The sequence below is a fragment of the Streptomyces verrucosisporus genome, assembly GCF_017114865.1.
Lineage (GTDB): Bacteria > Actinomycetota > Actinomycetes > Streptomycetales > Streptomycetaceae > Streptomyces > Streptomyces fenghuangensis.
This window is the reverse complement of sequence record NZ_JADEYH010000003.1, coordinates 87,260-100,293: the sequence shown is the minus strand read 5'-3', so window position 1 is coordinate 100,293 and position 13,034 is coordinate 87,260. Positions and strand designations below refer to the sequence as shown.

General features: G+C 73.2%; 13 protein-coding genes. 12 read left to right on the top strand and 1 reads right to left on the bottom strand.

Annotated elements, in window-relative coordinates; translation table 11 throughout:
- Positions 1 to 15: 15 nt before the first annotated feature.
- Positions 16 to 207 (bottom strand): hypothetical protein, encoded by a 192-nt coding sequence (locus IQ279_RS06165; protein WP_206347303.1) that lies wholly within the window; start codon positions 205 to 207, stop codon positions 16 to 18.
- A 209-nt stretch (positions 208 to 416) separates the two neighbouring features.
- On the opposite strand from IQ279_RS06165, the gene IQ279_RS06160 reads away from it, so the two are divergent.
- From IQ279_RS06160 to IQ279_RS06105, 12 genes are all read left to right on the top strand, one after another.
- Complete coding sequence (locus IQ279_RS06160; protein ID WP_206347302.1) at positions 417 to 1,301, top strand: hypothetical protein; 885 nt, start codon at positions 417 to 419, stop codon at positions 1,299 to 1,301.
- A gap of 302 nt (positions 1,302 to 1,603) precedes the next feature.
- A complete protein-coding gene (locus IQ279_RS27770) occupies positions 1,604 to 1,852 on the top strand; it encodes an acyl carrier protein (RefSeq protein WP_206347301.1) in 249 nt (82 codons plus the stop codon).
- Positions 1,853 to 1,899: 47 nt separating this feature from the next.
- Positions 1,900 to 2,274 carry an ectoine synthase gene (locus tag IQ279_RS06150; RefSeq protein ID WP_206347300.1) on the top strand — a complete coding sequence of 125 codons (375 nt, stop codon included), beginning with the start codon at positions 1,900 to 1,902 and terminating at the stop codon, positions 2,272 to 2,274.
- Positions 2,275 to 2,447: 173 nt separating this feature from the next.
- Positions 2,448 to 3,395 (top strand): pseudouridine-5'-phosphate glycosidase, encoded by a 948-nt coding sequence (locus IQ279_RS06145; protein ID WP_206347299.1) that lies wholly within the window; start codon positions 2,448 to 2,450, stop codon positions 3,393 to 3,395.
- Positions 3,392 to 4,096, top strand: coding sequence for an HAD family hydrolase (locus IQ279_RS06140; RefSeq protein WP_206347298.1), 705 nt, complete (start codon positions 3,392 to 3,394; stop codon positions 4,094 to 4,096). Before IQ279_RS06145 ends, IQ279_RS06140 begins: the two co-directional genes overlap by 4 nt.
- Positions 4,097 to 4,101: 5 nt before the next feature.
- Positions 4,102 to 5,556, top strand: coding sequence for an MFS transporter (locus IQ279_RS06135; protein ID WP_206347297.1), 1,455 nt, complete (start codon positions 4,102 to 4,104; stop codon positions 5,554 to 5,556).
- Positions 5,553 to 6,353, top strand: a complete 801-nt coding sequence (locus tag IQ279_RS28460) for a maleate cis-trans isomerase family protein (protein ID WP_206347296.1) — start codon at positions 5,553 to 5,555, stop codon at positions 6,351 to 6,353. The genes IQ279_RS06135 and IQ279_RS28460 overlap by 4 nt, the downstream gene beginning before the upstream one ends.
- Before the next feature lie 103 nt (positions 6,354 to 6,456).
- Entirely contained in the window at positions 6,457 to 7,974 is a 1,518-nt protein-coding gene (locus IQ279_RS06125) for an AMP-binding protein (protein WP_206347295.1), read from the top strand.
- Positions 7,975 to 8,041: 67 nt separating this feature from the next.
- Positions 8,042 to 9,181, top strand: coding sequence for an acyl-CoA dehydrogenase family protein (locus tag IQ279_RS06120; RefSeq protein WP_206347294.1), 1,140 nt, complete (start codon positions 8,042 to 8,044; stop codon positions 9,179 to 9,181).
- A gap of 13 nt (positions 9,182 to 9,194) precedes the next feature.
- On the top strand, positions 9,195 to 9,893 hold the full coding sequence (locus IQ279_RS06115) for a transglutaminase-like domain-containing protein (protein WP_206347293.1): 699 nt from the start codon (positions 9,195 to 9,197) through the stop codon (positions 9,891 to 9,893).
- Between the two features lie 37 nt (positions 9,894 to 9,930).
- Positions 9,931 to 11,274, top strand: a complete 1,344-nt coding sequence (locus IQ279_RS06110; protein WP_206347292.1) for a glycosyltransferase 87 family protein — start codon at positions 9,931 to 9,933, stop codon at positions 11,272 to 11,274.
- Positions 11,275 to 11,409: 135 nt separating this feature from the next.
- Positions 11,410 to 12,789 carry a bifunctional glycosyltransferase family 2/GtrA family protein gene (locus IQ279_RS06105; protein ID WP_206347291.1) on the top strand — a complete coding sequence of 460 codons (1,380 nt, stop codon included), beginning with the start codon at positions 11,410 to 11,412 and terminating at the stop codon, positions 12,787 to 12,789.
- Positions 12,790 to 13,034: the final 245 nt, after the last annotated feature.

Here is a 13,034-nt window from a genome sequence, read left to right as displayed (position 1 = left end):
CGCACCGGCGCGGGCTCACCAGTGGGTGTCGTCCGTGCAGCCGCCCGTGACCGAACCTTCGCGGGTGTCCGCCGGGCAGTCGCCCTCCGCCGCCCCGGTCGCCGTCACCTGCGGCCCGGCCTGGGGCGCCATGCCCGCGGCGGCCGGCCCGAGGACGGCCGCGAGTGCGATGAGGAGCGTGGCGGTGAGCTGCCGGCTGGCGGACATGTGTTCTCCCCGGTGGTTTGCGGTCTGTGTGCGGTTCGTTGACAAGTGGAGCGCAGGACCCCATCGAAGCGCCATCTCCTCGCTCCCGGTGCGCTCTCGGCACAACAGGAGCGGATCGACAGCGCATCAGGAGGCCTTCTCCTCATTGTCGTGTGCACGATCTCCTGACGCGAGGGGGCCACGGCCGGATGGACAGTCACTTTCTGAGGTTGGACACGGAGGACCTGTGCGCCCTCGTCTCCGACTTCGACCCCGCGGAGGCGGCTGCCGAGGAACTGCTGGCACACCCTGACCACGGCCCCGCCCGGCCCGGCGGGCCGGGCGGACGCTTACTGGAACTGCGCGGCCCGACGGTGGTGTTACGCGACCCCCGCGCCGGCGACCTGTGCGAGCTGCCGGCGTCGGGCCTGTACGCCTGCCGGACCGCCGCCCTGACCGCGCTGGCGGCGAACCAGCTGCTGGACCCCGGGGTGGTGACGGTCTCGCTGATCGGCTCGGGCACCGCGGGGCGCATACAGCTGCTGGTGATCTCGCGCAGCGTACCGGACGTCAGCCACATCGCCGTCCACTCGCCGGGGGGCCGGCGCGACTCACCGGTCGACCACGGGGTCGCCGGTGCCCTGGAGGCGACGGGCATCGGACTGACCGTCACCCGGCGCGCGGCGGAGGCCACGTTCGGCGCCAGTCTGGTCGTCGTCACGGAGCCGGTCGTGAACGAACTGTGTCTGGGCCATCTGGCGCCGGGGTCCGTACTGGTCAACGCCACCGGCCGCGGTCTGCCGGCGGAGATGGCGGGCTGCGTCAGCGCCGTCTACGTCGACGATCTCGGCCTGCTGGAGGGGGCCGGGTGCGGCTGCCCCCGCTCCGGGGCCGCGGCGGGCCCCTCCGCTCCGGCGCAGGAACACCTCGGCGTCGAGGCCGACCTGCGCCAGGTCTTCACGGGTGAGCACCCCGGCCGTGCCTGCGCCGACCACATCCTGCTGGTGGAGCTCCTGAGCGGTGCGGCCTCGCACATGAGGCTGGATCTGGCGCTCGCGGAACGGATCCACCGGGCCGCGCTGCGACACCGCCTGGGCGTCCCCTCACCCGGCTGACGGCTCGGCCCCCGGTTCTCCCGTGTGTTCCGCCCCGGGCGCGGCCGCGCCCGTCCCCCCGACCGCCTCGTAGTGAGGACACGCGTATGCCGAACAGTCCGCGCCGGGCAGTGGTGCCCCGTGATCCCCGCTCCCGGCTCCGCGCCCGCACCGCCCGGTGCCTGCGACGGCACCCGGGCCCCCCGGGCCCCCCGGGCCCCCCGGGCCCCCCGGGCCTGCGCGGCCCGTCCCCATTCCGTCCGTGAACCGTCCCGCACGGCCATGGGCCCGCCCGGATCCGTGAAACCCACGAGAGGATAACCGTGTCCGTAGAAGGCGAGATAAAGCGCTTCATCATCGGAAACTTCCTTCCCGACGTTCCCGCCGACCAGCTCTCCTCCGATCTCGACCTGCTGGAGAACGGAGTGGTGGACAGCCTCGGTCTGCTGCGCCTCATCACCTGGGTCGGCGACGAGTACAGGATCCCGGTCGCCGATCTCGATATCGCGCCGCACCAGTTCAGCTCGGTGGAAGCCATCGCGGGCTTCGTCCGAGGAGCACGTGTCGGCTGAGCCGGCACGGCGGTCAGTCCCGTTCGGGGCCACAAGAGGAGGAGAAGATGATCGTTCGCGGAAAAGAAGAGGTCGAGGGCGTCGACTGGGGCAACGGCCTGAGCTACCGGTTCCTCGTCGAGAGGGACCGGATGGGCTTCACGGTGGCCCACACGGTCGTGAAGGCCGGCTCGAAGTCGCCCCTGCACTACAGGAGGCACCTGGAGGCCTGCTACTGCATCGCCGGCCGCGGCCAGGTGGTCACCGAGGAGGGCTCGGTGCACGAGATCGAGCCCGGGGTCCTCTACGCGCTCGACAAGCACGACAAGCACTTCCTGATCGCCGCGCCCGACCAGGACATGGAGCTCGTCAGTGTCTTCAACCCGCCGCTGCAAGGTGACGAGCGGCACAGCTTCGACGCCGCCGAGTACTCCCACTACTGAGCCGGTGCCACCGATCCGGTGACCCGCGTCCCCCACGGGCGCGGGGCACCCGACGCCGGCCGGCGCACCCGATCCCCCCTCCCCCGGGCGCGCCGGCCGGGCCCACCGTGACAGCTCGTCACCGCTTCCCACCCCAGCGCCCGACCGCGGGCCGGAGCAAGGAGGAAGGACCGATGTCCGCACACGACCGGACCGAACTGTTCTCGATATCGGACGAGGTGGCCGACGCGGTGGCGTCGGGGCTGCCGGTGGTCGCGATGGAGTCCTCGGGGGTGGCCCACGGTCTGCCCTACCCGATGAACCTGGAGACCGCGCTCGACATGCACAAGGCCATCCGGGCGGGCGGCGCGGTGCCCGCCCGCATCGGCCTCCTCGACGGGCGTTTCGTGATCGGCATGTCCGACTCGATGGTGGAGCGGTTCGCCACCACGCCGGACCTGCCCAAGGTCAGCACCCGGGACATCGGTCCCGCCCTCGCCTCCCGGAAGCCCGGAGGCACGACCGTCTCCGCCGGGCTGGTGGCCGCCGCCCGGGCGGGCATCGAGGTCTTCGCGGTCGCCGGCATCGGCGGGGTGCACTTCGGCGCGCAGCACAGCTTCGACGTGTCGGCCGACCTGATCGAGTTCACCCGGCACCGGGTCGCCACCGTGTGCGCGGGGGCGAAGACCGTACTGGACCCGGCGCTGACACTGGAGTACCTGGAGACCCAGGGCGTCCCGGTGGTCGGCTATCGCTGCGACGACTTCCCCGCCTACTACTGCGTGTCCAGCGGGCGGCCCAACCCGCGCCGCACGGACGACATGGAGGAGCTCGCGGCCTCCGTCCGCCTGCACTGGGCGGCCGGGAACCGCGGCGGATTCGTCGTCACCCACCCGATCGCCGAGCAGGACGCGCTGCCCTCGGAGCACATCTACGCGCTGATCCGGGAGAAGCAGGCCGAGGCCGAGCGCGAGGGCGTCAGCGGTCCGGCGATGACACCGCGCATCCTGGGCGCGGTGTCGGCCGCGACCAAGGGCCGCACCGCGGAGGCCAACCGCTCCGTACTGCTGTCCACCTGCGCGCTCGCGGCCGAGGTGGCCGTCGCCATGAGCCGCGACGGGGCCCCGGTGGGCGCCGCGTGAGCGGCCCGTGCACAGCGGTGCTCTTCGACGTCGACGGCACCCTGGTCGACACCCCCGGCGGTATGGCGTCGGTGCTGGACACGGTGGTGCGGGAGACGGGCCGGGAAGTGGACCGGGAGCGGTTGCGCGCCACGGTCGGACGCCCCCTGGCGGCCTCGTTCGCCGCCCTCCTGGAGCTCCCCGGGGAGCACGAGGAGGTGGCACGCGCCGTGGAGCGTGCCCGGCGGCTGTTCACCGAGACGGTGATCCCGAGCGCGGCCGACCTGGTCTTCCCCGGGGTGCCGGAGATGCTCGCCGAACTGCGCGGCCGCGGTCTGCCGCTGGCCGTCGTCACCAGCAAGGTCCGGCGCAGCGCGGTCGAACTGCTGGAGGCGGCCGGACTGCTGGACTCGTTCGACACCCTCTCGTGCCACGGCATGGCCCCGCGGGGCAAGCCCGCCCCGGACCTCGCGCTGCTCGCCTGCGGCGAGCTGGGCGTGCCGGCCGGAAGCTGCCTGGTCGTCGGCGACGCGGTGGACGACATGCGCATGGCGCGCGGCGCCGGCATGGAGGCCCTCGGTGTCGGGTTCGGGGTCGCCACCCGGCCTCAGCTCATGGACGCCGGTGCGCTGTCGGTGTCCGGCTCGGTCGGCGAACTGCGCGCGGCGCTCTCGGCGGCCACGGCCCCCGCCCCCCTTCCACTCGGCTCCGACCAAGGATGATCCCCATGTCTCCGACAGGCACCACCGGCGCCGCGTCCCGCGGCGCGACCCGCGCCGCACTGGCGATCCTCGCCGTGGCGCAGTTCCTGCTCGCCCTCGACTACTCCATCGTCTACATCGCGTTGCCGAGCGTCGGCAACGAGTTCGGCCTGACCGAGAGCTCGGTCCAGTGGGTCGTCAGCGGCTACGCCGTGTTCTTCGCCGGATTCCTCATCGTCGGCGGACGGGCGTCGGACCGCTTCGGCCCCCGCAACCTGTACATCGCGGCGATGCTGCTGTTCGGCGTCTCCTCACTGGCCGGAGGACTCGCCTCCGACACGGCCGTCCTGCTGGTCGCCCGCGGCTTCCAGGGCGTCGCCGCGGCCATGCTCCAGCCGGCCGTCATCGCGCTGATCAACACTTCCTTCGAGGCGGGCCCGGCACGCAACCGGGCGCTGTCGGTCTGGGGGACCGTCGGCGCGTCCGGCCTGGCGGCCGGCGTGATGACGGGCGGCCTGCTGACCACCGTCTCCTGGCGCTGGATCTTCCTGATCAACCTGCCCATCGCGCTGCTGTGCATCCTGGGCGCGCCCCGTCTGCTGCCGAAGGAGACGGCGGCGCCCCGCCGCGACACCACCCTCAACGTGCCCAACGGGGTGCTGTGCACCGGCACGGTCCTCCTCGCGGCACTCGGACTCACCCAGGCGTCCAGCCGGGGCTGGTCCCACTGGAGCACCCTCGCCGCCCTCGGGACGGCCGCCGTGCTGCTGGCCCTGTTCGTGCTGCGGGAGCGGACCAGCGAACGGCCGCTGGTGGACCCGATGGTCCGGCGCACCCGCTCCCTGCTGGTGGGCTGCGGTTCGACGGCGCTCTACATGGCCAGCGTCGGGAACATGTTCTTCGTGGTGACACTGCTGCTGCAGGAGCTGCGCGGCTACGGTCCGCTCTCCGCCGGGCTGGCGTTCCTCCCCATGGCCGTGGCCATCACCGTGGCGAACTCGGTGGCGGCCCGCCTGGTGGACGCGCTGGGGGTCCGGCTCACCCTCACACTGGCCTTCCTCGCCGACGCCGCGGGCCTGCTGATGCTCGCGTTCCAGGTCAGGGGGGACAGCTATGTGGCCGACCTGCTGCCGGGGCTGCTGGTCACGGGCTTCGCGCACGGCGTCACCTACGTGGTGATGTTCATCGCGGGCACGGCCGACGTCGAGGACCGCAACCAGGGCGTGGCGGGCGCGATGATGACGACCGCCCAGTACATGAGCGGTGCGCTCGGCATCGCCGTCCTGGTCCTGGTGCTCGGCACCGACCCCGGACAGGACGACTTCGGCCGGGCGTTCGTCGCCACGGCGGTGGCCGCCCTCCTCGGCGCCGCACTGGCCTGGTTCGGCCTGGTGCGCACCGCCGCGGCCCGGCCCGGACCGGAGACCGCCGGCGGCACGGAGGCCGGGACCGGCCCCCGCCAGGAGGAGAGGCTGTCATGAGACGGCACTCCTGGGTGGCGCAGCTGGGGGTCCTGGTAATCCACAACGACCCCGTGGTGGAGGCCGAACTGTGGGCCATGGCGCCGGCCGGCGTCACCGTCCACGCGGCCCGGTTCGAGAGTCCGACCAGCAACGGCGCCGAGTACACCGGCACCCCCTGGCAGGAGATGCTGGACGCGCCGGACGTCCGGCGCGGGCTGCACCAGCTCGGCCGGATGGACCTGTCCGCGATCTGCCTGTGCTTCGGCTCGGCCAGCTTCTTCGGCGGCGCCGGGTTCGACGAGGGCTTCACCGCCGCGGCCCGCGAGGTGGCGGGCGGCACCGAGGTGTACACCGCGGGCCAGGCGATCCTGGGAGCTCTCGCCGAGACCGGTGTGGAGCGACCGCTGCTCGTGGTCCCGCCGTGGTTCACCGCGCCGACCTTCGTCGCCGCGCGCGGCTATCTGGAGGAGGCCGGCAGGGGCGCCGCCGACCTGGTCCAGTACCAGCTCGACGACGAGTGGAGCGAGATCCGCCGCCACCAGTTGTTCGACCGCGGGGGCCGCTGGGAGGTGCGCCCCGACGAGGTGTGCCGCCAGGTCGCCCGGAGGTTCCCGGCGGACGCCGACGGTGTGCTGATACCGGGCAGCGGGTTCCGTTCCTTCGAGGCGGTCGAACCGCTGGAGGACGCGCTCGGCGTACCGGTGGTGACCTCCAACCAGGCGTGCCTGTGGAAGCTGCTCGACCTGACCGGTCTGGGCGCCGGTGTGCCGGGCGGCGGCCGGCTCCTGGGCCGCCGCCCGGCCGCCGCGGTGTGAGCCGGCGTCCCGAACCCCCGACCGGGCCCGCCCGGACGGGCCGGCACCACCGGCCCGTCCGGGCCGCTACACCACGCCCGTCCGACGTGAAGGGAGAGTCCCCATGCCGTCCCGATCGTTCACGGAACTCCTCGCCGAACAGGCACGGACCCGGCCGGACGCCCCGGCCCTGTCCTGGCACGGCCGCGTACTGCGGTACGCCGAGCTGGCCGCGTGGGCCGACACGGCCCACGCGGAGCTCACGGCACTGCGCATCGCCGACGGCGCGCCGGTGTGCGTGCCCGCGCGGAAGTCCCCGGAGACCATCGCGCTCCTCATCGCCTGCTTCCGGGCCGGACGGCGGGTCCTGCTGCCCTCCGCCGGGCTGGGCGCGCGGGCGCTCGCCGCGCTCTGCGCACGGGCGGGCTGTACGCACGTCCTGAGCGCCGGCGGAACCGGACCGGGCGGAGCCCCCGCCCTCGTCGCGCGGCCCTCCGGTGCCCCGGCGCGGGAGCGGGGGGAGTGCGAGGAGGTCCCGCCCGGGGCCGGCCTGCTGCTGACCACCTCCGGATCGACCGGTACGCCCAAGACGGTGGTACTCGACTCCCAGGGCGCCGACCGCTTCATGTACTGGGCGGCGGACCGTTTCGGCATCGGCCCCGGAACACGCGTGCTCAACTACGCCCCGCTCAACTTCGACCTCTGCCTGCTGGACGTGTGGGCCACGCTCGCGGCGGGCGGCTGCGCCGAACTCGTCGACCCCGACCACGGGGTGGACGGCGCCCGCCTGGCGGAACTGTGCGCCACCCGCGCACCGCACGTGCTCCAGGCGGTGCCGTTGTTCTTCCGGCACGTCACCGAGGCGGCGGCCGCGCTCGGCCTGGTCTTCCCCGAGGCGCGGGACGTGCTGCTCACCGGGGACGCCGCCCCGCCCGGTCTGCTGGAGCGGATCGCCGCCGCGTTCCCCGGCGCGCGGCTGTGGAACGTGTACGGCTGCACCGAGACCAACGACAGCTTCCTGCACCGCATCACCCCCGAGGAGATCGGGTCGGGCGGCGCGGTGCCGATCGGCGGGCCCATCGACGGTGTCGGCGTGCGGATCGCGGACGCCGAAGGCCACGAGGTGGCCGGCGCGGGTTCCGGCGAGCTGCTGGTGTCCACCCCCTTCCAGGCGCACGGCTACCTCGGCCGGACGACGGACCGGGACAGGTGGCGCGACGGCTGGTTCCGCACCGGCGACCTGGTGCGCCGCGACGAGCGGGGACTGGTGTTCCTGACCGGCCGGGCCGACCACCAGGTGAAGGTCCGCGGGGTGCGCACCAACCTCGCGGAGGTCGAGAGGGTCGTCCTCGACCACCCCCAGGTCGGCGAGGCCGTCGTCCTGGCGGTGCCGGACGCCGCCGGGGACAACGTCCTGCACGCCGTGGTGCGCCGAGCGCCGGGCTCGTCGCTCAACAGCCTCGGGCTGCGCGTCCACTGCGCGGCCGCGCTGCCCAGGACCGCGATCCCCGGGGCGTTCGAGATCGGGGACGAACCGCTGCCCGTGACCTCCACCGGAAAGGTGGACCGCGACGCGCTGCGCCGGCTCCGCAGCCCGGGGCCGGACACGGAGCCGGCCCCGGGACCGGCCGTCACGGCGTGAACGCGGGCCCGCCCCGCGAGCACCGGCGGAATCCGCGGAACCGACGGAACCGACGAAGGAGAGTGCAGTGACGGTGTGGAACGACGAGCAGCGCGAGTTGCGCGCGGCGGCCGAGCGGCTGGGCCCGGCGCTGGGCGAGGGGCACGTCGAGCGCGACGCCGCCGGCGAGTTCGCCGCCGGGGCGTGGAGACTGCTGCGGGAGACGGGCCTGCTGGGTCTGCCCTTCGGCACGGAGTGGGGCGGTCTCGGCCAGTCCCTGCCCACCACGATGTACGTGCTGGAGGGCCTGGGGAACACCTGCCGGGACGGCGGTCTGAGCTTCTCCGCCTCGACGCACATGGTCAGCACCGGTGTCCCGGTCCAGCGCTTCGGCTCGGCGGAGCTCAAGCGGCGCTTCCTGCCGCGGGTCTGCGACGGTTCACTGATCGGCGCCCACGCCATCACCGAACCGGAGGGCGGCTCGGACGTCATGTCGATGCGCACCACGGCGGTGCGCGACGGTGACGAGTACGTGCTCAACGGCAGCAAGGCGTTCGTGACCAACGGCCCGGTGGCCGACGTGTTCGTCGTCTATGCCCGCACCGGCCGCAAGGGCAGTCCGGCGGCGCTCACCGCGTTCCTGGTCGAGAGCGGCACACCGGGCCTGTCGGTGGGCCGGCCCATCTCCAAGATGGGGCTGCGCACCTCCCCGCTGAGCGAGCTGTTCCTCGACGACTGCCGTGTCCCGGCGGCGAACGTCGTGGGGTCCCCCGGCGCCGGGTTCCTGATCCTGGACCACGTGATGAGGTGGGAGATCCTCTGCTCCTTCGTCATCAACCTCGGGGAGATGCAGCACCGGCTGGAGCGCTGCGTGGAGTACGCCCGTACGCGCACCCAGTTCGGGCAGCCGATCGGTTCCTACCAGTCGGTCGCGAACAAGATCGTCGAGATGACGATGGCCGTCGAGACCTCCCGCAAGTGGCTCTACGACACGGCGGACAAGCTCCACGCCGGCGAGAACGCCACCGTCGACATCGCCATCAGCAAGCTGGTGACCAGCGAGAGCAACGTCAGCACCGCACTCGCCGCCGTCCAGGTGTTCGGCGGCTACGGCTACACGACCGAGTACGGCCTGGAGAAGGACCTTCGCAACGCGGTCGCCGGAACCATCTACTCCGGTACCTCCGAGATCCAGCGCCAGCGCATCGCCACCATGATCGGACTGTGAGGAGACACCCGCCATGACCGCACCGACCGCCACCGACCACCTGCTGAGGGCCACCGAGTTCCTCGACCACGACAGCGACGCCGTACAGGAGTTCGTCCACCGGGTCCTGCCCGACGGGGGCCGGGGGATGAGCGACATCGAGCGGGCCCGCGCCCTCTACTACGAGGTCCGCGACGGCATCCACTACGAGGTCTACGGGGCCGATCTATCCCGGGAGGGACTGAGGGCCAGTTCGGTCATCGGACGCGGAATGGGCTTCTGCGTCCACAAGTCCATCGTGTACGCGGCCGCCATGCGGGCGGTCGGCGTGCCCAGCCGCCTCTACTACGGCGACGTCCGCAACCACCTGGCCTCCCCGAAGCTGGAGGAGCTGATGGGCGGCAAGGTCTTCACCTTCCACAGCCTCACCACGCTCCTGCTGGACGGGAGGTGGGTGAGGACGACGCCGGTGTTCAACGCACTGCTGTGCCGCCTGTACAAGATCAAGCCGCTGGAGTTCGACGGCCGCCGCGACAGCATGTACCACCCGTACGACGAGGACGGCCGCAGGCACATGGAGTTCCTCCGCTCGCACGGGGAGTTCGACGACGTCCCCTACGACCTGGTCGTGGGCGGCATACGCCAGGCGCACCCGCGCCTGTTCGAGAGCCGCGACACCACGGCCAGGGGATCACTGGTCGCCGACGCCGCCGGCTCGGACGCCTCCGCCTGAGCGCGGCGGAGACCGAGGAGACCGGAGAGGTGACGACATGCCCCGACCCACCACGTCCCCGAAACGGCGCAGGGACCGCCGCCCGCTGCTCACCTGGTCCGCGGTCGTCGCGGTCTCGGTGGCGCTGGCCCTGGCCGCGTCCTGGATCTACACCCGCGACGACTACTGGAGCCAGAGGTGGACGGTCGACCTGACCGTCTACCTGGCCAGCGGCGAGACCGTCCGGGAGGGAGCCTCCCTCTACGACCTCGTCATCATCTCCCCCCTGTACGGGGAGATGCCCTACCTGTACCCGCCCCTGACCGCGCTGCTCTTCTTCGTCCCCCTGTCGTTCCTGCCGGCGGGCGCGGCCGCCCTGGTGTGGAACAGTGCCTCGCTGGTGGCCCTCGGAGCCGTGGTGTGGCTGTCGCTGGGCATGGCGGGCGTGCGCGACGACCGGACCCGGTCCGCGCTGACCGTCGTCGGGCTCGTCCTCGCCGCCTGCCTGCTCCCGGTGCGGATCCAGCTCATCGCGGGCCAGATCAACATGTTCCTGCTGTTGCTGGTGCTGCTGGACTTCAGCCGCCGGTCCGACCGCCTGCGGGGTGTCGGCATCGGCATCGCGGCGGGTCTGAAGATCACCCCACTGATCTTCATCGTCTACCTGCTCGTCACCCGGCGCTGGGCCGCGGCCCGTAACGCACTGGCCGCCTTCCTGGTCACCGTGGCCATCGGCTTCCTGGTCCTGCCGGGGGACGCGGCGCGGTACTGGGGCGGCCTGGTCCTCCACTCCTCCCGTGCGGGCGGTGTCTTCGACACCCCCAACCAGTCCCTGGCCGGCGCGATGGCGCGGGTGCTCTCCAGCGAGCAGTTCGCGAGCTGGTGGCTGCTGGTCATGGCGGTGGTCGGACTGTGGGGGATCGCCGTGGCCCTCCTCGCGTTCCGCCGCGGCTCCGATCTCCTGGGGTTCTCGGCTACCGCGGTCACCGGCCTGCTGGTCTCGCCCGTCAGCTGGGAGCACCACTGGGTCTACGTGATCCCGCTGCTGGTCTGGCTGGCCGTACGGGCCCACCGGACGCGCTCCCTGCCGGTCGCCGTCGCCACGGCGGTGCTGGTCACGGTCTTCACCGTCCGGATCTTCATGCTCGTCGGCATCCAGGAGTCGCCACCGGCCCCGATGGCCCTGGCGGCGTGGGAGCAGGTGGTGGCCGCGGCGTACCCGCTGACCGGTCTGGCGCTGCTCACCCTCGGGCCCCTGTGGCTCAGGCGGATCCCACCGGTCGCGGACGGCACCGCGCCGTCGGCCGGGGGCGCTCGCCGGGCCGGCCCCGGCCGCCTCCCGGACCCGCCGGGCGGGGGCGGGGACGCCGCCCACGAGCGCGCGGGAGCCGGAACAGCCTGACGAGAACGGACACGGCGCAGGGCCACCGGTCCGGACACCCCCCGCAGGGGCCACGGGAGGGCGGGAGCCGAGCGGCGCCCGCCCTCCCGCCCGTCCGCGACCGGGGCCACATCCACTCCACCCACACGAGGAGCGATGGTGAACACACCCCACGGCACCACCGCCGGAACCGCCGGCAGGCCGGCCGCCCCGCCCGGGGCCCCTCCTTCCGGTCCTTCCGGTCCCTCCGGAACCTTCCCCTCCGGCCCGGCCGCCTTACGACCGGGCCCCTTCCAGAGGTCCGTCCGCTTCCCCCGCGCCGCCCGGGACACCGCCACCGTCGAGGTCGTCGTCCCGGTGTACAACGAGGAGCGGGCCCTGCCCGGCTGCCTGCGTACCCTGCACGCGCGGCTCCGCGACGAGCTGCCCTACCCGTGGCGCATCACCGTCGCGGACAACGCCAGCACCGACCGCACCCTGGAGGTGGCCCGCGAACTGGCCGACGAGCTGCCGGGAGTGGGGGTGGTCCACCTCGACCGCAAGGGGAAGGGGGTGGCGCTGCGCACCGTCTGGGGCGCCAGCGACGCCGACATCGTCGCCTACATGGACGTCGACCTGTCCACCGGCCTGGACGGCCTGCTGCCCCTCATAGCCCCGCTGGCCAACGGCCACTCCGACCTCGCGATCGGCAGCAGGCTCGCTCCGGGCGCCCGCACCCTGCGCGGGCTGCGGCGCGAGTTCGTGTCCCGCTCGTACAACGCGCTCATACGCCTCACCCACGGCGTCCGGTTCAGCGACGGCCAGTGCGGCTTCAAGGCGGCCCGGACCGAGGTGCTCAGGCCGCTGCTGGAGCTGACCCGGGACGAGGGCTTCTTCTTCGACACCGAGCTGCTGCTGCTGGCCGACCACAACGGTCTGCGGGTGCACGAGGTGGCGGTCGACTGGGTCGAGGACCTCGACACCCGGGTCAACCTGGTGGGCACCGCGGTCGGCGACATCCGTGGTCTGTGGCGCGTGGCGCGGCTGAAGGCCGCCGGCGGGGCGGTGGCCGAGCTGCCGCCGCGCCCCGGACCGAAGGCCGAGCACCCCGACGCGGTGGTCGCCGAGCGGGGCGGACGCGGCGCCCTGACCTGGGAACTGAGCTGCTTCATCGCGATCGGGATCGCCTCGACGGCCGGACACGCCCTGCTCTACTGGCTGCTGCGGACCTGGTGGCCGCCGCTGGTGGCCAACCTGGTGGCGCAGACGGTCCTCACCCTCGCCAACACCGAGGCCAACCGGCGCCTGACCTTCCGCGGGTCCGCGACGGGCCTGGTCCGCGCCCACGTCGGCGCCGGTCTGCTCTTCGTGTTCGGCTATCTGCTGACGGTGGGCGCGGTCCTGGGCTTCCGGCAGGTGGCGGACGATCCCACCCTCGCGGCCGAGGCCCTGGTGCTGGCCGCCGCGTGCGTGGTGGTCACCGTGGTGCGGTTCCTGGTGCTGAAGCTGGCCGTGTTCGCCCGCCGGCGGCCGAAGGCCGCGGGGCCGCCGAGCTGAGGCCGGCCGCGTCCGCGCCACCGGCTCCGACACGGGGCGGCGGGACGGGAGCGCCGCCCTGCCGGGGGAGGAGCCGCGGGGGCCGACGGACTCCGCCCGGTGCGTGTCCCGGAGGCGGTCGTCCCCGCGGGGACGACCGCCTCCGGCATGCCCGCCGCCGTCGGCGGGGCGGGCCCATGGCGCTGAAACCCGCCGGGCCGTTTCCGGGGGGAGATACTCGCGAGTGGTCTAGACAACCGATCGGC